At 70.5% G+C, this 21,718-nt stretch carries 24 protein-coding genes and 1 pseudogene; 6 read left to right on the forward strand and 19 right to left on the reverse strand.

All coding sequences use genetic code 11. The features are described from left to right. Positions 1-243 precede the first annotated feature (243 nt). Positions 244-804, reverse strand: a complete 561-nt coding sequence (locus IF88_RS0124835; protein ID WP_030716594.1) for a hemerythrin domain-containing protein — start codon at positions 802-804, stop codon at positions 244-246. Between the two features lie 757 nt (positions 805-1,561). Further along, positions 1,562-1,792 (reverse strand): DUF6480 family protein, encoded by a 231-nt coding sequence (locus IF88_RS0124840; protein WP_030716601.1) that lies wholly within the window; start codon positions 1,790-1,792, stop codon positions 1,562-1,564. A gap of 404 nt (positions 1,793-2,196) precedes the next feature. Between IF88_RS0124840 and IF88_RS0124845 the strand changes: the two genes are divergently transcribed. After that, positions 2,197-2,997 (forward strand): SDR family NAD(P)-dependent oxidoreductase, encoded by an 801-nt coding sequence (locus IF88_RS0124845; protein ID WP_030716607.1) that lies wholly within the window; start codon positions 2,197-2,199, stop codon positions 2,995-2,997. Between the two features lie 114 nt (positions 2,998-3,111). Here the strand turns inward: IF88_RS0124845 and IF88_RS0124855 are convergent, their stop codons facing one another. The 5 genes and pseudogenes from IF88_RS0124855 to IF88_RS0124875 form a co-directional block, all read right to left on the reverse strand. Further along, complete coding sequence (locus tag IF88_RS0124855) at positions 3,112-3,921, reverse strand: SDR family oxidoreductase (RefSeq protein WP_078893113.1); 810 nt, start codon at positions 3,919-3,921, stop codon at positions 3,112-3,114. A 231-nt stretch (positions 3,922-4,152) separates the two neighbouring features. Further along, positions 4,153-5,535 (reverse strand): mycothione reductase, encoded by a 1,383-nt coding sequence (locus IF88_RS0124860; protein WP_030716614.1) that lies wholly within the window; start codon positions 5,533-5,535, stop codon positions 4,153-4,155. A 334-nt stretch (positions 5,536-5,869) separates the two neighbouring features. Beyond that, entirely contained in the window at positions 5,870-6,319 is a 450-nt protein-coding gene (locus tag IF88_RS0124865; protein WP_030716617.1) for an SRPBCC family protein, read from the reverse strand. A gap of 359 nt (positions 6,320-6,678) precedes the next feature. After that, a pseudogene (locus IF88_RS40775) lies at positions 6,679-6,959 on the reverse strand (CBS domain-containing protein); the annotation flags it as partial. Positions 6,960-7,135: 176 nt separating this feature from the next. After that, positions 7,136-7,822, reverse strand: a complete 687-nt coding sequence (locus IF88_RS0124875; protein ID WP_030716620.1) for a UdgX family uracil-DNA binding protein — start codon at positions 7,820-7,822, stop codon at positions 7,136-7,138. 277 nt (positions 7,823-8,099) lie between these two features. Between IF88_RS0124875 and IF88_RS0124880 the strand changes: the two genes are divergently transcribed. Further along, positions 8,100-8,375 carry an isoamylase early set domain-containing protein gene (locus IF88_RS0124880; protein WP_030716622.1) on the forward strand — a complete coding sequence of 92 codons (276 nt, stop codon included), beginning with the start codon at positions 8,100-8,102 and terminating at the stop codon, positions 8,373-8,375. A gap of 15 nt (positions 8,376-8,390) precedes the next feature. Here IF88_RS0124880 and IF88_RS49410 read toward each other — a convergent pair whose 3' ends face one another. Then, positions 8,391-8,861 carry a DUF5133 domain-containing protein gene (locus IF88_RS49410; RefSeq protein WP_107050629.1) on the reverse strand — a complete coding sequence of 157 codons (471 nt, stop codon included), beginning with the start codon at positions 8,859-8,861 and terminating at the stop codon, positions 8,391-8,393. Positions 8,862-8,936: 75 nt separating this feature from the next. Here IF88_RS49410 and IF88_RS0124890 point away from each other — a divergent pair, with 75 nt between their 5' ends. After that, positions 8,937-10,751 (forward strand): thiamine pyrophosphate-requiring protein, encoded by a 1,815-nt coding sequence (locus IF88_RS0124890; RefSeq protein ID WP_030716631.1) that lies wholly within the window; start codon positions 8,937-8,939, stop codon positions 10,749-10,751. A 327-nt stretch (positions 10,752-11,078) separates the two neighbouring features. Next, positions 11,079-12,740 carry a cytochrome b gene (locus IF88_RS0124895; protein ID WP_030716633.1) on the forward strand — a complete coding sequence of 554 codons (1,662 nt, stop codon included), beginning with the start codon at positions 11,079-11,081 and terminating at the stop codon, positions 12,738-12,740. Between the two features lie 11 nt (positions 12,741-12,751). Here IF88_RS0124895 and IF88_RS0124900 read toward each other — a convergent pair whose 3' ends face one another. The 3 genes from IF88_RS0124900 to IF88_RS0124910 all read right to left on the reverse strand — a co-directional run bounded on the left by IF88_RS0124900 (position 12,752) and on the right by IF88_RS0124910 (position 15,667). Beyond that, the gene (locus IF88_RS0124900) at positions 12,752-13,141 is read right to left on the reverse strand and encodes a cytochrome c oxidase subunit 4 (protein WP_030716635.1); all 390 of its coding nucleotides are present in this window, start codon (positions 13,139-13,141) and stop codon (positions 12,752-12,754) included. After that, positions 13,138-14,814, reverse strand: coding sequence for a cytochrome c oxidase subunit I (ctaD, locus tag IF88_RS0124905; RefSeq protein ID WP_078893116.1), 1,677 nt, complete (start codon positions 14,812-14,814; stop codon positions 13,138-13,140). Before ctaD ends, IF88_RS0124900 begins: the two co-directional genes overlap by 4 nt. A 412-nt stretch (positions 14,815-15,226) precedes the next feature. Then, complete coding sequence (locus IF88_RS0124910) at positions 15,227-15,667, reverse strand: hypothetical protein (RefSeq protein ID WP_030716640.1); 441 nt, start codon at positions 15,665-15,667, stop codon at positions 15,227-15,229. Between the two features lie 327 nt (positions 15,668-15,994). On the opposite strand from IF88_RS0124910, the gene IF88_RS0124915 reads away from it, so the two are divergent. Next, the gene (locus IF88_RS0124915) at positions 15,995-16,645 is read left to right on the forward strand and encodes a TetR/AcrR family transcriptional regulator (RefSeq protein WP_030716643.1); all 651 of its coding nucleotides are present in this window, start codon (positions 15,995-15,997) and stop codon (positions 16,643-16,645) included. Between the two features lie 38 nt (positions 16,646-16,683). Here IF88_RS0124915 and IF88_RS0124920 read toward each other — a convergent pair whose 3' ends face one another. From IF88_RS0124920 to IF88_RS0124955, 8 genes are all read right to left on the reverse strand, one after another. Then, the gene (locus IF88_RS0124920) at positions 16,684-17,088 is read right to left on the reverse strand and encodes a gas vesicle protein K (RefSeq protein WP_030716645.1); all 405 of its coding nucleotides are present in this window, start codon (positions 17,086-17,088) and stop codon (positions 16,684-16,686) included. After that, the gene (locus IF88_RS40780; RefSeq protein ID WP_037806912.1) at positions 17,078-17,299 is read right to left on the reverse strand and encodes a gas vesicle protein; all 222 of its coding nucleotides are present in this window, start codon (positions 17,297-17,299) and stop codon (positions 17,078-17,080) included. Before IF88_RS40780 ends, IF88_RS0124920 begins: the two co-directional genes overlap by 11 nt. Then, positions 17,296-18,138, reverse strand: a complete 843-nt coding sequence (locus tag IF88_RS0124930; RefSeq protein ID WP_037806915.1) for a GvpL/GvpF family gas vesicle protein — start codon at positions 18,136-18,138, stop codon at positions 17,296-17,298. Before IF88_RS0124930 ends, IF88_RS40780 begins: the two co-directional genes overlap by 4 nt. Beyond that, positions 18,135-18,500, reverse strand: coding sequence for a gas vesicle protein (gene gvpJ / locus IF88_RS0124935; RefSeq protein WP_030716649.1), 366 nt, complete (start codon positions 18,498-18,500; stop codon positions 18,135-18,137). Before gvpJ ends, IF88_RS0124930 begins: the two co-directional genes overlap by 4 nt. Positions 18,501-18,572: 72 nt before the next feature. Next, positions 18,573-18,821: a gas vesicle protein GvpG gene (locus IF88_RS0124940; protein ID WP_030716652.1), complete on the reverse strand. Its 249-nt coding sequence runs from the start codon at positions 18,819-18,821 to the stop codon at positions 18,573-18,575. Positions 18,822-18,847: 26 nt separating this feature from the next. After that, positions 18,848-19,567, reverse strand: a complete 720-nt coding sequence (locus IF88_RS0124945; protein WP_030716655.1) for a GvpL/GvpF family gas vesicle protein — start codon at positions 19,565-19,567, stop codon at positions 18,848-18,850. Positions 19,568-19,570: 3 nt separating this feature from the next. Then, positions 19,571-20,044, reverse strand: coding sequence for a gas vesicle structural protein GvpA (locus tag IF88_RS0124950; RefSeq protein ID WP_030716658.1), 474 nt, complete (start codon positions 20,042-20,044; stop codon positions 19,571-19,573). A gap of 28 nt (positions 20,045-20,072) precedes the next feature. Then, a complete protein-coding gene (locus IF88_RS0124955) occupies positions 20,073-20,447 on the reverse strand; it encodes a gas vesicle protein (protein WP_030716661.1) in 375 nt (124 codons plus the stop codon). Between the two features lie 195 nt (positions 20,448-20,642). Between IF88_RS0124955 and IF88_RS46710 the strand changes: the two genes are divergently transcribed. After that, positions 20,643-21,716, forward strand: coding sequence for a hypothetical protein (locus IF88_RS46710; RefSeq protein ID WP_030716664.1), 1,074 nt, complete (start codon positions 20,643-20,645; stop codon positions 21,714-21,716). Positions 21,717-21,718 lie beyond the last annotated feature (2 nt).

Consider the following 21,718-nt stretch of genomic DNA (forward strand, 5'->3'; position numbering starts at 1 on the left):
ATGAGCGCGGTCAGGTCGGCGGGCACGGGCGATCGGTCCTCAGCGGCGAGCCCACCCGGGACCGGCTGGCCGGCGGTGAGCTGTTCTGTACGGAGCCGCGTTGCCCCGCTGGTGAACGACCAGTGTAGGGGGCCGTCACCGACCCCGGGGTAACCCGCGTCACGCCCCCACCAGGGGGCGCCTGGGGCGTCCGCGTGCGTGCGCGGTCGCCCCATGCCCCACCGGTCCCGGCTGCCGGGCCGGTCAGGACTTTCCGCGGCCGGTGACGAAGTCGCGGGCCCTGTCGACCAGACCGGCACCCGGGGCGAGGAGCTTGTTCGCCGGTGGAGTGGACGGCGCGGAGGGGTGCGGGCGGGTCGGGGCCATGGTCTTGGCCCGCCGCACCTTGTCCCCCAGCTCATCCAGCTTCTCGGCGGAACAGGTGCGCCGCAGCATCGGGAAGAGATTGTTCTCCTCGTCCTGAATGTGCTCCGCCACCTCCTCCATGAGCTGCTGCAGCACCGGGCTCATCTGCGCATCGCCGGTATCCATCTTCTCCAGCTGCTTGAGGATCTTCTCGACCCGGCCGTGGTCCTCGATCTCCTTGTCCGCCAGCCGGTCACCGCCCTCGACGTACTCGCGGACCGCCGGGTACAGGTACTGCTCCTCGGCGACCGAATGCCGCACCAGCTCGATGGTGACCTCGTCGACCAGGTCACGCAGTTCCTGCCCCTGGCCGGGCTTGGACTGGATCCGGCCGAAGATCTCCTCGACCTCCCGGTGATCCGCCATCAGCTCCTCGATCATGTTCCCGCCGTGTCCCATTCCTCATCCGCCTTTCACTGGTTGCTGGGGCCGGGCCATCCCGCCCCGGCAGACAGTCATCCCCCACACGGCAGAGCATGAGCGCCCGACGTACGCACCCCCACCCGATCGGAGAGCCTTGCCCGTCCGAATGGCCGCCCATGGGCCCACCCGACGGCCGTCATCGACGACCTCGTCCGGTCCGGCGGCGGCCCGGGCCGCAGGGCCGCGCCCACCCTGCTGCTGCGCCGGCCCCTGGACGAAGCCGCGGAGGCGGCCCGCGCCACCGGCACTGCCCACCACCCGCCCCCGGAACCCGTACCGCCGCGTGGCGGGACCCCGTCCGCCATCGGTGACGGTGACGCGGTACTGGGACTCGGCCGCAGGTTACGGGCCCCCATGGGAGTCGTGGCCCAAGGGACGGGTGGTCCCTCAGCGGGGCCTCCTGGCTCGCCACACCACTGCGACCGTCGTGACGGCGGCGAGCAGCAGGAGCCCGCGGCGAAGCACTGGCTCTGCCAGGACTCCCTTTGCGAGCTGCACTCCATTTCGTGGGGTCGGGCCCGCTCCCGGCGTTTGCCCCGGTCAGCTGGTCAGTGACGAGCAGGGCAGCGCCACCCACGCCGCCCGGGCGTGCCGCGGGCGGTGGTACGGGCCGGGCAGCCGGGGAGGCCATGGACGGACAGCAGAACCCGGAATCCGCCCCTTGCTCTGACGAGTGCGTCCGCCCTGTCGGGGGCGGCCGCAGGGCGTCGCTCGGGCCGGGCCGAGGCGGACGTCAAAGGTTCAGGATGATGGCGTAGGCAAGGAAGAACAGGGCGAAGACCAAGGCCAGCAGGCAGATCACCACGAGGGGCCCTTTGGCCCAGCCACGTGTGAGGGGCCGGTACGGGCCCGCTCCGGAGCCGGTGCTGGATTCACCGGGCGGTGTCTCGCCGGGTGGCACCCCGCCCTCCGGACCGGGTCCGCCACCTCGCTGCCGGTCGGGTTCTGAGAAATGTTCGGACATGAATCTGCCCTCCTCCGTTCGAAGGCCCGGGTCCTGCCCGGCCCCGGCGTCCTCGCGGAACGCGGTGACTCCGGTGGGCCCGGGGCATTCGGCGCCTACCCGCAGCAGGTCTCCCCACTCCTTCCGGCACAGCTGCCGGATGGCGGCCGCGCGGCGTGCACGACTCCGCGTCCGCGCTCAGCCGGCTCGGGGAGGGCGGGCGGCCTGGTTCGGCCCGCCGGCGACCCACGGCATCGTCGGAGGGCCGTCTGAGACCGCTGAATCGAGCGGCGGCGCGCAATTCGACGTCGCTGGGCGGAGCCCCGCCTGGGCTTGAAGCGCCCGCTGCCGGGCAGTCGCCCCGTGGAGCGGCTGCTTCCGCGGCTGGCGTCGCCCCAGGCACCGTACGAGAGGCGCAGAATGTCATGGACACCTCACATCCCCTTGCTGTGATCACCGGCGCCTCCAGCGGCATCGGTCTGGAGTTGGCCCGGGAGTTCGCCCGGCACGGATACGAACTGGCGGTCACCGCCGAGGACGAACTCCTCGACGAAGCGGTGGCCAGGCTCCGGCTGTACGGCACCCGGGTTCACGCGACCCGCGTCGATCTGGCGACCCCCGGCGGTGTGGAGACCTTGCTGGCGGAGCTCCGCGCCCTCGGCCGGCCCGTGAGCGCCGCGGTTCTGAACGCGGGAATCGGCCGTGGTGGCGCCTTTCTGGAAACCGACCTCGCGGACCTGACCCGGCTCATCGACGTCAATGTCTTCTCGACCGTGCATTTGGCCCACCGGCTGCTGAGCGACATGGCCCGGCGGGGAGAGGGGCGGCTACTCGTCGTCGCGTCGGTGGCCGCCGAGATTCCGGGGCCGTACCACGCGGTCTACAACGCCTCCAAGGCCTTCCTGGAGTCCTTCGCGGAAGCCCTGCACACCGAGGTGGAGGGCTCCGGGGTGTCCGTCACCGCGTTGTTGCCCGGTGCCACCGACACCCGGTTCTTCGTACGTGCCGGTCTGCTGGACACCCGTCTCGGGCGGGCGAAGAAGGACGATCCAGCGCTGGTGGCGCGCCAGGGCTACCGCGCGCTCATGGACCGTAGAACACGCAAGGTCGCGGGATCCCTGCGTACCCGCTCACAGCATGCGGTGACCCGTCTCCTCCCCTCGCAGGCGCGCACCGCCCTGCACCGCCGGTGGGCCCAGCCGCACGGCAGTCGAAGCCACCTCTGACCGCCCTCGCACCCCACCTGATGTGCGGGCCGAGCATGGGAGCCCGGCAGAGCGCGACGAGGGCCGGGAGCTGGAACAGGCGGCTCAGCGGGCCGCGCGCGGACGGGGATTCCTTCAGGCTGTGCGCCAGTGATCGTGGTCCAGGTGCGAACCGGCCATGGCGCCCATGCGGAGCATGCCACCGTCCACCGCCCAGGAGGCTCCGGTCACGTACGAGGCTCCCGGCCCGGCAAGGAAGGCAACGACCTCGGCCACCTCGCGGGCGTCTCCCGGCCGGCCGAGCGGCACGCCGGGCCTGCGCACCACCCGGACGTCCTCGTCCTCCTGGCCGGTCATGGGGGTGGCGATCTCGCCCGGCGCGACGGCGTTCACGGTGATGCCGTATTCAGCCAGCTCCAGAGCCATCACCTGGGTCAGCAGCCCGAGACCGGCCTTGGCCGCGCAGTACGGGCCCGCGCCCACCCTCGGCTGGTGCTCGTGAACGGACGTGATGTTGACGATCCGACCGCCCCGGCCCTGACGGATCATCCTGCGTGCCGCGCGCTGGCCGCACAGGAGGGGGCCGACGAGGTCGACGTCCAGTACGTGCCGCACTGTGGCGAGGTCAAGGTCGAGGAACGGGGTCGCCGTGCCGGTGCCCGCGTTGTTGACCAGGATGTCGATCCCCGCGAGCTCGTCCGCCAGCACGTCGATGACCTCCGAGGCGTCCGGCAGCGCGGCGAGGTCGAGTCTGGACACCACCGCCCGCCGTCCGTAACCGCGGACCTCCTCGGCGGTGTCCCGCGCCCCCCGCTCGTCGGTGTGCCAGGTGATGCCGACGTCGATGCCGGCCTGGGCGAACCGTACGGCCACGGCCCGGCCGATACCGGAATCGGAGCCGGTGACCACTGCGGTCTGCGGCATGAAACCCGCCGGGACGGTCATGCTCCTCACCTCACTTCGCGCTGCTTCGGCCGCGCGGGCCGCCCCGGCCCGCAGCCTCTGCCATGTGTACTGCGCCTACCCGCCCGTACCCGGACAATCCATCGGCTCGTTCCGCCCGCCCGCGCTGGTCCCGCGCCCGGATCGGGCCGGCCGGGCACGGCGTAGAGGACAGGCGTGACAGCCGGTTTGGAACCGGATGACCGACGACACGACTCGTGACCCCTGATCCGCTCAGGGGGTGGAGGAGCGGAGGTCCAGGCCGAGAAGGGCGTTCGAAACCGTCTCGGTGGCGGCGGGATGGATCCAGTACGGAGTGCGCGCCAGGGTGGCGGCGCCGATCCCCAGGCTCATGGCCACCACCAGCGGCTGGATCAGGGTGGCTGCCTGGGGGCCCAGGATGTGGGCGCCCAGCAGCAGTCCGGTGCCGCGGTCCGCCAGCACCTTGCAGAAACCGGTGCCGTCCTCCAGGGCCCACCCGTACGCCGAGTCCGAGAAACGGCGCACGGAGACCGCGTAGTCGAGTCCCTCCTCCCGGCACTCCCGCTCGGTCCTGCCCACCTGCGCGATCTGGGGGCGGGTGAACACGGCCGCGGGAACGGCCTCGTGGGAGGTCCGTACCAGGTCGTCGGCGTGCAGCAGGTTGTGTGCCACCACCCGCGCCTCCCGGTTCGCCACGTGTTTGAGGGGGAAGGGCGTGCACACGTCACCGAGGGCGAAGACCCCGGTGGCGGTGGTCCGCTGGAAGGCGTCCACGACGATTCGCCCGTCGCCGTGCCGGGCGATCCCGGCCCGGTCGGCCCGGATCCGGTCACTGTTGGGGGTGCGTCCCACGGCGACGAGCAGGGTGTCCGCCTCCACGGTCGTGCCGTCGTCCAATACCAGGCCCAGCTGCCCCGGCGCGCCCTCGACGCGGGTCAGCGCCGTGCCCGTGCGCACGTCGTAGCGGCCTGCGGCGATCTCGGTGTACGCGGCGGAGACGGTCTCGTCCTGAGCGGCGAGCAGCGTGTCCTCCTGCTCGATGACCGTGACGCGGCTGCCCGCGGCGTGGAAGACGTGCGCGAGCTCGGCCGCGACGTAGCCGCCACCCAGCACCGCCAGGTGCCGCGGCGGACGGTCCAGGCGCATGACCGTGTCGGACGTCTCGTACGGGAGCCCGGATTCGGCCACCCGTTCGGGCACGGTGGGGCGGCTGCCGGCAGCGACGACGACCTGCTCCCCCCGGATCCTGACGGTGTCGTCGCCTGCCCCGACGAGGAGTGTCCGGTCCTCGGTGAAACGGGCGTGCCCCTTGTAGACATGGACGTACGGGGTTTCGCGCCTGCCCTCTTCGCCCTCGGCCGCCTCCCGGTCCAGACGTCCGAAGACCCTCGCTCGTACGTCGGCCCAACGGACGCCCCGCAGCGTCGCGTCCACTCCGAGGGAGTCGGCATCACGGACGCCGTCGGCGATGTCCGCGACATGCACCAGCATCTTGCTCGGGACGCATCCCCGGTTCAGACAGGTTCCGCCGAAGGGCCCCTCGTCGACGATGGCGACGTCCAGATGGGAGAAACGGTCGTCGACGATGGCGTTCCCGGAGCCCGCCCCTACGATGACGAGGTCATGAGTGCGCATGCCGGGGAACCTACCCCTGCGTCGCGGGAACATCGCCGAGCGGCCCGGCCGGTGTCGCGGAATCTCCTGTACGGCCCGGGACGGAGGACTCCGCGCACGGTTCCCGCCGCGCCGCCCACGTGCTGTCGGCGGCCGGTCGCTCGCCAGGCCTCGCAGGGGGAACGCCCGCCGCATGCTCGGCAGGGGACCCTGGCCGATTGAGGGCCGGACGCTGTCGAGGCCGGACGCCCGGCATACCGGCGGCCGCCGTGCGGCGTTGCGCACGGCGGCCGTCCACTGTTCTTACTGCTGCTTCGTCCACCGCCCAGCCCGGGGTGGTGTCGGGCAGCAGCGGTCAGACCTGCCCACGCCATTGGCCGGTGGCCGTGCCGCGGTCTTCGATGAAGTGCTTGAAGCGCCGCAGGTCGCCCTTGACCTGCCGGTCTACGAACCCGAGCTTGTCACCGATGTTCTCCGCCATGCCGTCCGGGTCGAAGTCCATCATCAGCGTGACCTCGGTGTGGGCGGGGTCGATCCGCCGGAACGTGACCAGCCCCGACTGCTCGGTCTCACCGCCGACGGTGACCCAGGCGACCTTCTGATCGGGGACCTGCTCGGTGATCTCCGCATCGAACTCACGCTCCACCCCGGCGATCTTCGTCACCCAGTGCGTGAGCGTGTCCGTGCGCTGCTCGATCCGCTGCACACCGTCCATGAACTCCGGGAACGACTCGAACTGCGTCCACTGGTTGTAGGCCATCGTCACCGGCACATCAACCTCGATCGTTTCCTTCACCCGCGACATCTGAGAAGTCCTTTCGGCTGGTGTTCCGCGGCCGTGGCCCGCGGCGGTCGCTTCATCCCTCCCCCACGCCCACGCACCTGCCCGAGCTCGGCCGCGGCAACCACTCGCTGGGGCCCAAGGGGGCGGCGTGTCCGCAGCAGCCGGCCCAGCCCGGGTGGCGGCATCCCCGAACGGGGGGCGAAGACCGAGGGCTGCCGGGATGCGGCCCCGTCGCGGCCGGAAGGCCGGACCGCACCCCGGTACAGGGCCCCTACCCTCCGCGGTCCATCCCATCCCGCCACCTGGAGCATGCCGCGCAGGTTCGTGTGACGAGGCCCGGCGAGCGAAGGCGCGGCTTCCGCTTCACCCGTTGGTCGCGGTCAGGCGGAGAGGGCTTCGAGGAGATCGCCCACCCGCGGATCGGGGAGCGAGCGGGCGACGTCGGCCTGGGCGACGATCCCGACGAGGGTGTGGCCGTCGATGACCGAAAGCCGGCGGACCTGGTGTTCGCTCATGGTCGTCAGGATCTCCTCGGCCTCGTCGTCGGCGCCGATCGTGACCGCTTCTCCCTGTGCCAGCTCGCCGGCCTTCACCTGCTCGGGGTCCTTGCCGCGCCGAGGACCCTCACCACGATGTCCCGGTCGGTGAGCATCCCCTTGAGCGGGCGCCTGCCCGGCCCGGCCGTCCGTTCGCGAGGACGTGCACACCGGGTGGGAGACCGTGCCGCCTTCCTTGGAGAGCTCGGCGCGGTGGAAGCAGTCCGGGTACTGGTCCGGCACGTTCCCGTACCGGGGCCCCGGGCTGATGGCGAGCACGGGAGGCCGCTCTCCCGGGCCCCTACTCCAGCACGGTGGCCGCCACGGACAGGTCCGCCACCAGACCCGCGAAGGCCGCTTCCCTGTCGTCGGCCCGCAGGACCGCGGAGGGGTGAACCGTGGCCAGCAGCTGGCCGGGGACGGCTCCGGGTTCCTCACCGAAGGGGTCCGGCATCGGCAGCAGGACACCACGCCGTTCGCCCACCCGGAAGGAGGAGCCGAGCAGCGCCTTGCCTGCCGTTCCTCCCAACACCACCAGCACGTCAGGGGCGACCAGTCTCAGTTCCTCCACCAGCCAGGGCCTGCACGCGGTCATCTCCCGCAGGCTCGGAGCCTTGTGGATCCGGCGCTTGCCGCGCGGGGCCGGTGTGAACTTGAAGTGCTTGACCACGTTGGTGACGTAGGCGTTCTCGTCACCCAGCCCGGCCTCGTCGAGCGCCCGGCGCAGCAACTGCCCCGCAGGGCCGACGAAGGGCTCTCCCTTCACGTCCTCCTGGTCTCCGGGCTGCTCCCCGACCAGCATCAGCCGCGAACGGGCCGGGCCCTTGCCGAAGACCGTCTGCGTGGCGTCCCGGAACAACGGGCACCCGTGACAGTCGGCCGCGGCCCGGCGCAGGGCCGCCAGCCCGCCGCGCGAGGGCAGGTAGGGAGTCGCGTCGTACCCCTGGCCGCTGTCCGATGCCGGAGCGGCACTCGCGTCTGCGTCCATGACCACCGCCTTCACCCCATGGATCCCGCTCGGACGCTTTGATCGGTTCCGTGGTCGCGGTCGCACCGCCCGAACGGCAGTCGGCTTCTGCCCGAACGGCCCGGACCGAAACCGCCGGCCGGCCGAGGCCCCCCGGGTGGGCGTCACCCGGCCGGGCCCGCTCCGGACGGGTGACGCGGAAGGCGCCCGTACGGCGGGTCGTCAGCCGGGCCGGGCAGTGGTCGTCAGGCTGACCCCGATCGGCGGGCGCCGCCCGCCCTACGGAAAGGAACAGGCCGTGTTGGAGCGCAAGCAGCGGAAGAACACGACCGATGTCACCTTCGTCCTCCCCGAGGACGTTCCGCCGGGGCCGGTGAGCGTCGTGGGCACGTTCAACGACTGGCGTCCGGGCGCGCACGTCCTCGTACCCCGGAGCGACGGCATGCGGGCCGTAACCGTGGCTCTGCCGGCCCGCACCACGCACAGCTTCCGCTACCTGGGGGCCGGGGACCAGTGGTTCGACGAGGCCGCCGCCGACGGGCACGAGGAAGGCAACAGCCGACTGCACCTCTGACCGTGGCGAGGTTCGTCAGCCGTCGACCGGCAGCATCCGCGGTTCCAGCCGGTTGACGGCGATCATCTGCTCCGCCGCCAGCAGCGCGCCGTGGGCGCTGCGCTGGCCCATCACGACGCAGAGGGCGTACGCGGCCTCCTCCAGCTCGCCGCGCACCCCCGCGTCGTCGGGAGCCGCCGGCGTGCCGCGGCGGGTGGCACGCAGGTGTTCCTGTCCGCCGTGCGGAAGACGACTCCGAGCGCCCTGGTGATCGCCGACGGGTTCAGCTGCCGTACGCAGATCGACCAGGCGGCCACCGGCCGACAGGCCCTGCACCTGGCCGAAGCCCTGACCCTCGGCCTCGGCCTCGGCCTCGGCCTCGACGGGCCGATCCCCTCCCACCACCCCGAGAAGCCGGCCGCCCGCCCCGAACCGTCGCGACAGGACGCCGTGCCGCTCACGTCGGGCGTGGGCGCGACCGCCCTCTCGGCGGCGGCCGGCCACCACCTGCTACGCCGGACGGAACGCCCACCGGCGGACCGACTGCCCCACCCCACGAGCACGAGCACGAGAAGGAGCATCATGTCGATCAAGGTCGCCGACTTCATCCTCCAGCGCCTGCGCGAGTGGGACGTGGAGCACGTCTTCGCCTATCCAGGTGACGGGATCAACGGTCTGTTGGCCGCATGGGGCCGCGCGGACGACAAGCCCCGGTTCGTCCAGTCGCGCCACGAGGAGATGTCCGCCTTCGAGGCGGTCGGCTACGCCAAGTTCTCCGGCCGGGTCGGCGTATGCGCCGCCACCTCCGGACCGGGCGCCATCCACCTCCTCAACGGCCTGTACGACGCCAAGCTCGACCACGTTCCGGTAGTGGCGATCGTGGGGCAGACCAACCGCAGCGCCATGGGCGGCTCCTACCAGCAGGAGGTCGACCTGCTCAGCCTCTACAAGGACGTGGCCTCCGACTTCTGCGAGATGGTCACCGTCCCCGAACAACTGCCGAACGTCATCGACCGGGCCGTGCGCACCGCGTACGCCAAGCGCACCGTGACCGCGGTCATCGTCCCCGCCGACGTGCAGGAACTGGACTACTCCCCGCCGACGCACGCCTTCAAGATGGTCCCCTCCAGCCTCGGCACCCCCTCCTACGCGCCGGTGCCCGCCGGCGCCGACCTCGCCCGGGCCGCCGCCGTCCTCAACGAGGGCGAGAAGGTCGCCGTACTGATCGGCCAGGGCGCACGCCACGCCAGGACCGAGGTCGAAGCACTGGCGGACGTCCTGGGCGCCGGGGTGGCCAAGGCCCTGCTCGGCAAGGACGCCCTGCCGGACGACCTGCCGTACGTCACCGGCTCGATCGGGCTCCTGGGCACCCGCCCGTCCTACGAGATGATGCGGGACTGCGACACGCTCCTGGTGGTGGGTTCCAGTTTCCCGTACACCCAGTTCCTCCCGGAGTTCGACCAGGCCCGCGCCGTGCAGATCGACATCGACCCCTTCATGGTCGGCCTGCGTTACCCGTTCGAGGTGAACCTCGTCGGGGACGCGCGGGAGACGCTGACGGCCTTGCTCCCGCAGCTGAAGCGCAAGAAGCACGGATCCTGGCGCAAGAAGATCGAGAAGGACACGGCGCGGTGGTGGAAGGTCATGGAACGGCGTGCCGGGATCGACGCCGATCCGGTCAACCCCGAGTACGTCGTGCACGCCCTCGACGCGCTGCTGCCCGATGACGTGATGCTCGCGGCCGATTCCGGTTCTGCGGCGAACTGGTACGCCCGGCACCTGCGGATGCGCGGGAAGATGCGCGGCTCGCTTTCCGGAACCCTGGCCACCATGGGTCCCGGCGTGCCGTACGCCATCGGGGCGAAGTTCGCCCATCCCGACCGCCCGGCGGTGGCGATCGTCGGCGACGGCGCCATGCAGATGAACGGCATGGCCGAGCTCATCACGGCTGCCAAGTACTACCGGGACTGGCAGGATCCGCGGCTGGTCGTGGCCGTGCTCAACAACCAGGACCTCAACCAGGTCACCTGGGAGATGCGGGCCCTGTCCGGCGCCCCCCAGTTCCTGCCCTCGCAGGCACTGCCCGACGTGCCCTACGCCGACTTCGCGCGGTCCATCGGGCTGGACGGCGTACGGGTGGAGGAACCTGGCGGTGTGGAGTCCGCCTGGAAGCAGGCCTTGGCCGCCGACCGGCCCTTCGTCATCGACTTCCGCACCGACCCCGCCGTCCCGCCGATCCCGCCGCACGCCGACCTGGACCAGATCGAGGCCACCGCCGCCTCGATCCTCAAGGGGGACAGCGACCGCGCCGGGATGGTCCGCCAGGGTCTGAAGGCCAAGATCCAGGAGATCCTCCCGGGGCGCGGCCACACCCGCCACGGCGACGAAGGAGCGTGATGGGCACCGGCCCTCCGCGTCGAGGAACCGTCGGTGGACGGGGTCGACGCCGCCTACACCGTCCCCGCCGACGCACCGGAGGGGGACGGCACCCCGGCCTGGGATCCCACGACGCTCGTCCTGGCCCGACGGGACGCCTGCCGGCAGCAACGCCGACCTGGTCCACGCGGCACAAGCCCTCACGAGGAAGCCATCGGATCACTGAGCGGGCGGCCGGCGCAGGGGCCGATCACGTGGTTTCGGGCGGGCCGGTCGCGTGCCTCCCCCTGGAGCGGCCCCCGGAGGGCCATGCTCCGCGCAGGGGGAACCTGATGCGCGGAGGGTGCGGTGCTGCTGAAGAGGACACGGGTCCGCGCCGCGCGGCGTGCGGGCCGGACGGCGCGCCGTTCGTTTCGCGGATTGGATGAGCGCCTGCCGCTCGCCGAGGCGGCACGGACCACCGTGCGCAAGGTGTTTCCGGACCACTGGTCGTTCCTCCTCGGGGAGATCGCCCTTTACAGCCTGCTCGTCCTGCTCCTCACCGGGACCTGGCTCACCTTCTTCTTCCAGCCGTCGATGCAGGACACCGTCTACGCGGGTCCGTACGCCCCGCTGCGCGGACTGCAGGTCTCCGAGGCGTACGCGTCCACCCTGCGCATCAGCTTCGAAGTGCGCGGCGGCCTGCTGATGCGTCAGATGCACCACTGGGCGGCGCTGGTGTTCGTGTTCGCGATCGGCGCCCATCTGCTGCGCGTGTTCCTCACGGGCGCGTTCCGCCGACCGAGGGAGGCGAATTGGGTTGTCGGGGTGACCATGCTGCTGCTGGCACTCGTGGAGGGCTTCGCCGGTTACTCCCTGCCCGACGACCTGCTGTCGGGTACGGGGCTGCGGACCGCCCAGGGGATCATGCTGTCCGTGCCCGTCGCCGGGACGTATCTGTCCTTCTTCGCCTTCGGCGGCGAGTACCCGGCGCAGGACATCGTCGCGCGCCTGTATCCCGTCCACATCCTCCTGGTACCCGGCCTGCTCGTGGGGCTGGTCTCCCTGCACCTGCTGCTGGTGGTGCACCTGAAGCACACCCAATGGGCGGGCCGCGGCCGCACCGGCCGCAACGTCGTGGGCGAGCCGTTCTTTCCGCACTACGTTGCGAAGTCCGCCGGGCTGTTCTTCCTGACCAGCGCCGTCCTCGCCGCCGTCGGCGCGCTCGCCCAGATCAACCCGGTCTGGGCGTACGGCCCTTATCGGACGGACGTGGTGTCAACGGGTGCGCAGCCGGACTGGTACGTCGGCTTCCTGGAGGGTGCGCTGCGCCTGATGCCCGGGGTGGAGACCCGGCTGTGGGGGCACACCCTCATGTGGAATCCGCTGGTGGCCGGCATCCTGCTTCCCGGTCTGCTGTTCGCGGGCCTGTACGGGTACCCGTTCTTCGAGCGGTGGATCACCGGCCGCCACGGCGAACGCCATGTGTGCGACCGGCCCCGGAACCGCCCCGCCCGGACAGCTCTGGGTAGCGCCGTCCTCACCTTTTACGCCGTGCTGCTCCTGGCCGGGTCTCAGGACATCGCCGCCTTCATCACCGAGATTTCGGTACAGGCCATCACCTGGACCCTGCGCTGCGCGGTCGTGCTCTTGCCACCGCTCGCGTTCTGGCTCACCCGGCGTCTGTGTCTCGCGCTTCAAGCCCGCGACGCCGAGCAGCTGGTGCACGGGACGGAGAGCGGTGAGGTTCGCGAGAGCGTGGAAGGCGGCTTCGAGGCCCGGCGCGTACCGCTGCCCGCCGAGCAGCGCCACGTCAACGCCGTGTACGAGGTGAACGCCCCGCTGCCCCGGCGGTCGGCCGGACCTGCCTCGGCGCGGAGGACGTGGCCGGCCCGTCTGCGCGTTGCCCTCAGCCGCTGGTACTACGCGGGCCGCTTGCGGCCCCCGCTCAGCGCGGAGGACCGCCTGCGGGCACAGGACATGATCGCCGGACCGGACGAGCCTCTGCGGGAGCGGGCGGACCGGACCTGAGAGGGTGGGGCTCAGGTGTCCGCACGGCGCGGGCGGAAGACGAACCCGAACACCCCGGGTGCGAGGACGCCGAAGCCGATCAGGGCCAGCCACAGCCCCTGCACGACTCCGAGACCGATCAGCGCGGCTCCCACCGCCGTGACCGCGGGGGCGTAACTGCGCGCGGGGAAGAAGAAGCGGCGGTCGCCGCCTCCGGCGACTCCCGCCGTCCCGTCGTCCTCGGGCCGCCGCCCGTCGCGGGAGAACTGCCGCCACATGAAGGCGGCCACGAGGGCGGACATCAGGAGCGAAACCATGAGCGCGGAGGTGCCCGCCGGATCGTCGGACAGCGCCGCGTAGATGCCTCCGGTCAACGCGAAGAACACCGCGACCCCGGTGAACAGCCAGGCTTCCGCCCTCATCGCGGCCTCACCTCCGGATGGTGCAGATCGAACGCGGGCGAGTCCGAGCGGATACGGGGCAGCGCGTGGAAGTTGTGCCGGGGCGGCGGACAACCGGTCGCCCATTCCAGGGAACGTCCCCACCCCCACGGGTCGTCCGACGTGACACGGACGCCGTTGCGGGCCGTGCGCCAGACGTTGCAGAGGAAGGGCAGGGTCGAGAGCCCCAGCAGGAACGCCCCGATCGTGGAGAGCGTGTTCAGGAGGGTGAATCCGTCGGCCGCGAGGTAGTCGGCGTAACGCCGGGGCATTCCCTGCTCCCCCAGCCAGTGCTGGACGAGAAAGGTGAGCTGGAAGCCGACGAACAGCGTCCAGAAATGGATCTTCCCCAGGCGTTCGTCGAGCATCCGGCCGGTGAACTTGGGCCACCAGAAGTAGAAGCCGGCGAAGGTGGCGAAGACGATCGTGCCGAACAGCACGTAGTGGAGGTGTGCCACGACGAAATAGCTGTCGGTGAGGTGGAAGTCCATCGGCGGGGAGGCGACGAGCACCCCGGTCAGCCCGCCCAGCAGGAAGGTGACGAGGAAGCCGGTGCACCACAGCATCGGTGTCTCGAACGACAGCGAGCCGTTCCACATGGTCCCGATCCAGTTGAAGAACTTCACTCCGGTCGGAACGGCGATCAGGAAGGAGAGCAGCGAGAAGAACGGCAGCAGCACCGCGCCGGTGGCGAACATGTGGTGTGCCCATACCGTCGCCGAGAGCCCCGTGATCGCCATCGTCGCGCCGACCAGAGCGACGTACCCGAAGATGGGCTTCCTGCTGAACACCGGCAGGATCTCGCTCACCACTCCGAAGAACGGCAGCGCGACGATGTAGACCTCCGGGTGCCCGAAGAACCAGAACAGGTGCTGCCACAGCAGAGCCCCGCCGTTCGCGGCGTCGAAGACGTGCGCGCCGAACTTCCGGTCGGCCTCCAGTGCCAGAAGGGCGGCTGTGAGCACGGGGAAGGCGAGCAGCGCCAGGATGGAGGTGAACAGCACGTTCCACGTGAAGATCGGCATCCGGAAGAGGGTCATGCCCGGTGCGCGCAGGCACACGATGGTGGTGATGAAGTTGACCGACCCCAGGATGGTGCTCAGGCCCGACACCGCCAGCCCCATGATCCAGAGGTCCGCGCCGACGCCCGGGGAGAAGACGGCTCCGTTGAGGGGCGCGTATGCGAACCAGCCGAAGGCGGCCGAGCCGTTCGCCGTCAGGAATCCACTGACCACCATGAGCCCACCGAACAGGTACACCCAGTAGGTGAAGGCGTTCAGGCGCGGGAACGCGACGTCGGGGGCGCCGACCTGCAGGGGCATCACGGCGTTGGCGAAGCCCGTGAAGGTGGGGGTGGCGAACAACAGCATCATGATCGTGCCGTGCACCGTGAACAGCTGGTTGTACTGCTCGGCCGAGACGATCTGCATCCCGGGACGCGCCAGCTCCGCCCGCATCAGCAGCGCCAGCCCACCAGCGAACAGGAAGAATCCGAACGCGGTGACGAGGTACATGTAACCGATCACCTTGTGGTCGGTGGTCGACAGCACCTCCTGCACACGGGCACCGACGGCCGCCCTACGGTTCCCCTCGTCGGGCGCGGCCGTCCCGACAACGGACCCCGAGGGCGCCACCCCCTCCTCGACCGACACCATGGGCCTCCCCGCAGGACGCACTGCGGCCGCGCCGTCGCAGCCTCTCGCCAACCCTGACAGCCCGCGACCCCGCCCGGCGGTAGGCCACCGGCGCGCCGTCCGCACCGGTGTCCGGGGGGCGGGCAATCGGGTGAGGGAGCGCGGCGTCGTCGAAGGAAGGAAGCGCGGCGGGTCCGCCGGACGCATCCACAGCACCTGCCGTCTTTCAGTTCCGCACCTGCACGCGTTGCCGGGCAATCACCACTCGGCTTCCTCGAAACGCACGTCCAGCCGGAACTCGGGGGCACGCGGGACGGGCGGTGCGCGTCCGGGTAGCCGCAGATCATGCACCCGTTCCCTGGATCTTGGCGAGTCTCCTGGACGAATACCGAGAGGCCACCCCACGTCCCGTCGTGGATGGAGAGGCGGCTTATCACTCCATGATCGTGATCGGAGGCCTGAAGCTGTCCTCGGTAAGCAGGTCCACATCGAATACTCCGTCATTGGCCTGCTGCCAGACGCGTACGTACTTGGTTCTCGCCGCCCAGGTGCCGAGGTCGGCGGTATCAGCGCTGTACTGCTGCCAGGTCGTTCCGTGCTCGTCCAAGCGATCCGGCCAGGTGTCGGGCCTGTACGCCCACACCGTGATGTGGGTGACGCTGCCGATGGCCTGGCGGAACGGGTTGCCGGGGTCGGAGGCCTCGACGGGGGCTTGCAAGGAGCCGAGGCGCCGCAACCCGAGGTAGGCGAGGGAGTACACGACTGCGCCCTCGCCCCGGTCCCATCTGTCGGGGCGCACGGTGATGGCGTTCCCCTGGTAGTAGGCCGCGTCGTACAGCCTCGCTCCGATCTGCGGACCGGGGTCGTTTGGCATGTCGTACTCCCGCGCCTCCGGGTTGCGGTCCCGTGTCCCTGCCGTCGCCGATCCCCGGGGGCTGAATCGTCAAAGGCTGAGGCTCGGCCGCGTACAGGGTGGCAGCTCCTCCTCGTCGGCATGCATGGGGAGCAGCCAAACAAGCTTCCCACGGTTCGGGCACGCTGCCGTGATCGGTCGCCTGTCGGCTCTCGCATGTCGCATTCCCCACAGCACGGCTGGCAAGGGCACAGCCCTGCGCTGAATCCGGTGTGGGATGCGCGGTGGGCGGAAAGCACCGCAATCCCTCGCGAGCGATAGGGTGTAACTCGCGAGGAGGAGGCTGTCATGGGTGAAGCAGCTTCGACGACAAGCCCCCGTGAGCGATACCGGCAGCAGGTGCGTTCAGAGATCAAAGAACGGGCCTGGGAGCAGATCGCCACTGCTGGAACGTCCGCGCTCTCCCTGAACGGGATCGCCAGACTCATGGGCCTGAGCGGCGCCGGGCTCTACCGCTATTTCACGAGCCGCGACGAATTGCTCACAGAATTGGTTCATGACGCCTACCAGAGCCTGGTGGGGACACTCAGGGCTGCGACTGCCCAGGGAGAAGGGGATCTTGCCGGCCTCGGGCAGGCCCTGCGCACGTGGGCGCTCGATGATCCGCAGCGGTATTTCCTCGTGTACGGTCCTCCGGTGCCGGGCTACCGCAGCGCCGCCGATGTCGCAGCGTTGGCGGCGGAGATCATGGACATCCTCGCCGATGCCTGTACCGACGGGCCCGACGCGCGCGCGGACACGCGCGAGGCCCCCCTGGGGGAGGGCCCTGGGCGGTCGGCAGGGCGGGCCGAGGCCTCCTCGGCGCAGCGCCTGGCCCTCTCCTTCCGAACCCGGCTGCACGGGGTGCTCTCCCTGGAACTCGGCGGTCACTTCGCCGGGATCGACTGCGACCCCGCCCTGCTGTACCAGGCCGAACTGGACCTGTTGGCGGCCCGCTGAGCGCGGCCACGCGGGCGCGCGGACGGGTGGAGGGGGCGTCAGCCGCGGGGCGGGAGGAGGGGGCCGAGGGGGCCGAGGTCGATGTTGAGGTCCTCCAGGGCGTAGCCGTGTTCCTCGCAAAGGTCGGCGAGGCTGTCATGGAGGGCGAGGAGGGTGGCGCCGAGTTCTTCTTCCTGTTCGTCGGTGAGATCCCCGGCATCGACGCGGCGCAGGGCCTGCCGTTCGATGAGCTGGCGCAGAAGCTCGATGATGGTGAGGACGAGCTTCAGGAGGTCTTCCCCGACGGCGTCCGGGTCGGTTGTCAGGCGGTGGGCGGGGCGGGCGGGTTTGTCGTGAGGGGCGGGGGGCGCCTGGACGAGCCGGAAGGCCTGGGAGAGGCTGTCGCCCAGGTCTTGGACCCGGCCGCGCCGGGAGTGTGGAGGCGGGGGGTGTTCATGACTCATTGCGTCCGCCCTCCTGCGCCCCGGCACGGGCGGTCTCGGAGCTGACGGAGACGATGAGGGCGCGCAGTGAGATGCGGACGAGGTCAATGTCGGCGATGGACAGGACGATGTCGCCGGTGAGGACGACTCCGCCGCTCAGGAGCCGGTCGAGGAGGTCGACGAGGGCGACCTGGCGGCCTGGCAGGGGCTCGCCGTGTTCGCTGACGGTCATGGTGGCGGCTCGGGGGCGTCGGCCGGGCCGGCTGCCGGCGTGGCGAAGGAGTAGGGAGCCCAGGGACCGGTGACCTCGATGCGCAGGTCGGGGAAGCGCTGGGCGGCGTCGGCGATGGCGGTCTGGAACTGCCCGGCCTGGTCGTCGGGGATGAGGTAGGCGTCGTTGAGGACGTTCTCCTCGGGTCCGGTGAGTTCGCCGCGCTGGGGTGCGTGGCGTGCACGCTGGCTGGCATGGCGGGAGGCGATGGCCTCGATGGTCTCGGCAGCCTGCTCTGCTTGTTGGTAGACGGCGTCGCGGGAGTGGCGCTGGGCCCTGCGGGCCTGTAGGTAGGCCTTGCCCGGGCTGGCGGGCGGAGCGGGGGCCGCAGGAGGGGGCTGTGTGGCCTCGGGCGTGAGGTAGATCTTCACGCCGTACTCGGTGTGGGCGCGCAGCTGGTCGAGACGCCGGCTGAAGGCGCCCTGTTGGGCGGAGAGCGCCTGCCGGGCCCGGTGGTCGTCCTGGTAGACGGTGGCCATGCGCAGCGGCAGGACGGGAGCCCGGGCGGCGACGGCCTGAACGACGTCGTGATGGGTGCGCGCGACGTACTCGAGCCAGTCCAGGTCCTCGAAGTGGTTCTTGAGGGCGGTCTCGTTGAAGTCCTGTTCGGGTACGTCGCTGGCCACGAAGGCGAGCGACTCGGGCGAGGTGCTGGGGGCGGGATCGGTGGTGTCGGCGGTGAGGGGAAGGAACCTGAGCGGCGCTTGGCCGATGCCGTGCAGGCTGGCGAGGGCGTCGCCCAGCAGGCCGGTCCGCTGGGTGACTGCGTAGACGTAGGTGAGGCTGCCGGGGGTGTTCACGGAGGGCTCTTCCGTCGTCGGCCGGCCGGTCGGCCGCCCGGTTCCTCGCCCGGGACCTCTTCTTCGTCGTACCCGCCGGGTTCGAGTCGGCCGCGGAGGGCTTCGAGTTCTGCGCGCAGCCGGCGGTTCTCCTGTTCCAGGGGGCTGCCCGTGTGCCGGGACGACAGCGAGGGGTCGTGCTCCCACCAGTCGATGCCCATCTCCTTGGCCTTGTCCACGGAGGCGATCAAGATGCGGAGTTTGATGGTCAACAGCTCGATGTCGAGGAGGTTGATGCGGATGTCGCCGGCGATGACGATGCCCTTGTCCAGGACGCGCTCGAGGATGTCGGCGAGGCTGGAGGAGGACTGCCCGTACGGCATCGGCGCGCGGGAGGCGAAGCTGCCGGGTCGGCCGGGCAGGGGTTCGGTCACGGTGGCGCCTCCTCCTTCGGCTCAGGGAAGCTGCTGCCGGAACGCTGCGATCTCTTCGAGCCTGTCGATCAGCTCGTCCTCCTGGCGGTCGAAGGTCTCCTGGTCAATCTCTCCGCGCAGCAGCTGTTGCTCCAGCTCGGCCAGCCGGCGCCAGATCGGAGCGGGGTCGTAGTACTCCTCTTCGGCCTTGTCGACCACGCGCTGGGCGACCCAGGTGACAGCGCGTACCGGGGCGGCGGGGAGCGTCAGCAGGTAGGTCAGGAGTCCCATGGCATTCCCCTTCCGTGGGGGGCGTGTTACCGGACGAAGCTGTAGGGGGGCAGCGGTCCCGAAAAGCGCAGGTCGACGCCGCTGCCGATCTCGCGGGCCAGGTTGCCTTCCGCGGTACGCAGGGCCTCCTTGTGCTCTTCGGGTACGAGGAGGGAGAGGTTGAGGAAGTCGCTCCCCGAGGGCGGGTGAGCCAGGTACTCGCGGGAGAAGGGGACGAGCGCCTCGGTCAGGCCGGCAGCCAGGGCCTCCTGCCGTACCTGCACCTCGCGGGCGACTATTTCGCCCAGGGCGAGCGGCAGGGCCGGATCCCGGTCTCCGTCGCGGATCCGGTCGTTGAGGTCACTCGCCTCGGGCACGTCCTGAAGGATCTGCTGCAGCAGTGGTGCCTCGTCGGCCTGCGAGGCCCTGACGTGGTGTTCCGCGCACCCCTCCAGACGCTTGAGCGCACCGAGGTAGCTCTCCGCGTTGGACTCGAGGACCTCGCGGACCGCGAGGTCGTCGGTGGCGATGTAGCCGAATTGCAGCGGCAGGATCACCCCGTCGGCCATCAGCAGCTCCTGGACCTGCTGGTGGGCGTTCAGGTCACGGCGTTTGGGGCGGATCTCCTCAGCGATGTCGCTCACCACCGCGCTCAGCGTGCCGGCAGTGACCGTGCGCAGGGGGGAGGGCTCGGCGCCCACGCCGCTGACGCCGTCCAGGTGGATGGGGTGGTCCTTCGTGGTGATCGAGTACACGTAGAGCGGCATCGGTTACTCCTTCTCCCGCCGCACCGGGCGTCGGGCAGCCGGGCGCCGCCGCCTGGGAGCCTCTACCGCTTCTTCCTCCTCTTCCGGCTCCTCTTCCGGCTCCTTGGACTTGGAGGATTTACCGGGCAGGGAATCGGTCACGGCCTCGACGGCTCCGCTGATGGCACCCTTCGCCTTCCCGTGGGACCCGCCTTCAAGCATGTTGCCCATGACATCGGGAAGCTGGGCGGGGGCCTTGCGGCCTGCTTCGAGGTCGAGGCGGTTGCAGGCCTCGGCGAAGCGCAGGTAGGTGTCGACGCTCGCGACCACGATCCGCGCGTCGATCTTGATGAGTTCGATGCCCACCAAGGAGACGCGGACGAAGACGTCGATGACCAGCCCGCGGTCGAGGATGAGCTCCAGGACGTCGTAGAGGCTGCTCGTGCCGCCTCCCTGCCCTCGGGCGACGGGGCCGCCGCCCTGCGGCACCATGGTCATGGCGCCTCCTTCCGCCGGTGGCCTGCGCTCAGGTCGGCCGGTCGATCATGCCGCGCGTGTAGCGGCGGGTGCGTTCGTAGGAGATCAGCTCGCCGTCCTCGTCCAGCGCGACGCGATAACTGGCCATCACGCTGGTGGTGTCCGGGATGCGTTCCAGCTCCACCACCTCCACCTGCGCCTCCCAGCCGTCCTCGGTCGGCTTCAACGAGGAGACGGAATCCGGAAGCCGGCCCAGCAGTTCAGCGAGCTGCTGCGCCGCGGCACGCATCGCCGCCGCCGCGCCCGCCTTCCGCGCACTGCGCCGCGGCGCAGTGCGCCCGGCCCTTTCCCTGTCCTGCCCTTCGCCGTCGCCGGCTGCGTGCGAAGCGGCCCGCCGGGGGCGTGCAGGTTCCGCTGCGGCCATATGCCCCTCCCTTGGGGAGACGGGCTCACAGAAACTAGAATGTCACCAAAACCAGGTATAAGCCCCATATCGGGGCAGACGCCTTTTCGAGGACGGCATCCGGCCGGACCCCTTCGCGTCAGCGGGCAGTGTGAACGCGCCACTCTCCGCGGGCGACACCAAGAAGACCGAAAGCGCCCTGGCAGGGGAATGACCATGGAGGACACCACCAAGATCACGCTCGCAGCCGCTGTGGCTGGGGGATACCTACTCGGCCGGGCGAAGAAGGGCCGCCTGGCGTTCACCGTGGCGACCTATCTCGCCGGTCGCCGCTTCGGGCTCGAACCCGGACAGCTGCTCAAGGAGGGCACCTCCCGGCTCAAGGAGATGCCACAGTTCGAAGAACTCGCCGAGCAGCTGCGAGGAGAAGCCCTCGACGCCGGCAAGCAAGCGCTGGCTGTCGCGGCCAACCGGAAGCTCGCCGACCTCGCCGGCGTACTGCACGAGCGCACCCTCGAACTGACCCGCAGCGGTCGGGACGAGGAGGAGCAGGGCGAGGACGAGGACGAGGACGAGGAACCGTACGAGGACGAGGAAGCCGGGGACTACGCGGAAGAGGACGAGGAGGGGTACGCCGAGCCCGAGGACGAAGTGGAAGAAGACGAAGAGGAGGAGGAAGAGGAAGAAGAAGGCGAGCAGGGACCCGAGGCGGAGGCCGAAGAGGACGAGGAACCCGAGGAAGAGGAAGAGCCCGAAGAGGAAGAGCCGGAGGAGGAAGAGGAAGAAGAAGAGGAGGAGCCCCCCTCGCCGCCGCGCCGGACTCGTACCTCGGCTCGCGCACGCAGCGGCAGGCCCGCAGCCCCCGCCCGAAAGACCGTCCGGCGCCCCACCCCGGCGAAGAAGTCAGCACCTGCGAAGAAGGCGGCACCCGCGAAGAAGGCCGCACCTGCAAAGAGGAGCCCCGCAAAGAAGGCAGCGCCCTCGGGTGAGGCGACACCCGCCAAGAAGGCCGCGACGAAGAAGTCCTCCCCTGCCAGGAAGACGGCAGCGAAGAAGACCGCCGGCGCCCGGCCGGCGAAGAAGGCAGCGCCCGCCAAGAAGAGCGCCCCGCGAAGGGCGGCTACGAAGAAGACCAGCGCCCCGCCGCGCAAGAGGAGCACCGCTCAAAGCCCGGCACGCAAGAGCGCTGCCACCAAGTCCACCGCCAAGAAGGCCACGGGCCGCACCCCGGCCGCCCGCAAGACGGCCGCCAAGAAGACGGCGGCGCGCAAGCCGTCCACGCGGAGGTAGGC

The sequence above is a fragment of the Streptomyces sp. NRRL F-2580 genome (assembly GCF_000720115.1).
GTDB lineage: Bacteria > Actinomycetota > Actinomycetes > Streptomycetales > Streptomycetaceae > Streptomyces.

Excerpts from the sequence above, each read along its gene's own strand:
- IF88_RS0124835 (WP_030716594.1), bottom strand. The coding sequence starts at position 804 with ATGGGACACGGCGGGAACATGATCGAGGAGCTGATGGCGGATCACCGG.
- IF88_RS0124840 (WP_030716601.1), bottom strand. The coding sequence starts at position 1,792 with ATGTCCGAACATTTCTCAGAACCCGACCGGCAGCGAGGTGGCGGACCC.
- IF88_RS0124845 (WP_030716607.1), top strand. The coding sequence starts at position 2,197 with ATGGACACCTCACATCCCCTTGCTGTGATCACCGGCGCCTCCAGCGGC.
- IF88_RS0124855 (WP_078893113.1), bottom strand. The coding sequence starts at position 3,921 with ATGACCGTCCCGGCGGGTTTCATGCCGCAGACCGCAGTGGTCACCGGC.
- IF88_RS0124860 (WP_030716614.1), bottom strand. The coding sequence starts at position 5,535 with ATGCGCACTCATGACCTCGTCATCGTAGGGGCGGGCTCCGGGAACGCC.
- IF88_RS0124865 (WP_030716617.1), bottom strand. The coding sequence starts at position 6,319 with ATGTCGCGGGTGAAGGAAACGATCGAGGTTGATGTGCCGGTGACGATG.
- IF88_RS0124875 (WP_030716620.1), bottom strand. The coding sequence starts at position 7,822 with ATGGACGCAGACGCGAGTGCCGCTCCGGCATCGGACAGCGGCCAGGGG.
- IF88_RS0124890 (WP_030716631.1), top strand. The coding sequence starts at position 8,937 with ATGTCGATCAAGGTCGCCGACTTCATCCTCCAGCGCCTGCGCGAGTGG.
- IF88_RS0124900 (WP_030716635.1), bottom strand. The coding sequence starts at position 13,141 with ATGAGGGCGGAAGCCTGGCTGTTCACCGGGGTCGCGGTGTTCTTCGCG.
- ctaD (WP_078893116.1), bottom strand. The coding sequence starts at position 14,814 with ATGGTGTCGGTCGAGGAGGGGGTGGCGCCCTCGGGGTCCGTTGTCGGG.
- IF88_RS0124910 (WP_030716640.1), bottom strand. The coding sequence starts at position 15,667 with ATGCCAAACGACCCCGGTCCGCAGATCGGAGCGAGGCTGTACGACGCG.
- IF88_RS0124915 (WP_030716643.1), top strand. The coding sequence starts at position 15,995 with ATGGGTGAAGCAGCTTCGACGACAAGCCCCCGTGAGCGATACCGGCAG.
- IF88_RS0124920 (WP_030716645.1), bottom strand. The coding sequence starts at position 17,088 with ATGAGTCATGAACACCCCCCGCCTCCACACTCCCGGCGCGGCCGGGTC.
- IF88_RS40780 (WP_037806912.1), bottom strand. The coding sequence starts at position 17,299 with ATGACCGTCAGCGAACACGGCGAGCCCCTGCCAGGCCGCCAGGTCGCC.
- gvpJ (WP_030716649.1), bottom strand. The coding sequence starts at position 18,500 with ATGCCGTACGGGCAGTCCTCCTCCAGCCTCGCCGACATCCTCGAGCGC.
- IF88_RS0124940 (WP_030716652.1), bottom strand. The coding sequence starts at position 18,821 with ATGGGACTCCTGACCTACCTGCTGACGCTCCCCGCCGCCCCGGTACGC.
- IF88_RS0124945 (WP_030716655.1), bottom strand. The coding sequence starts at position 19,567 with ATGCCGCTCTACGTGTACTCGATCACCACGAAGGACCACCCCATCCAC.
- IF88_RS0124950 (WP_030716658.1), bottom strand. The coding sequence starts at position 20,044 with ATGACCATGGTGCCGCAGGGCGGCGGCCCCGTCGCCCGAGGGCAGGGA.
- IF88_RS0124955 (WP_030716661.1), bottom strand. The coding sequence starts at position 20,447 with ATGGCCGCAGCGGAACCTGCACGCCCCCGGCGGGCCGCTTCGCACGCA.
- IF88_RS46710 (WP_030716664.1), top strand. The coding sequence starts at position 20,643 with ATGGAGGACACCACCAAGATCACGCTCGCAGCCGCTGTGGCTGGGGGA.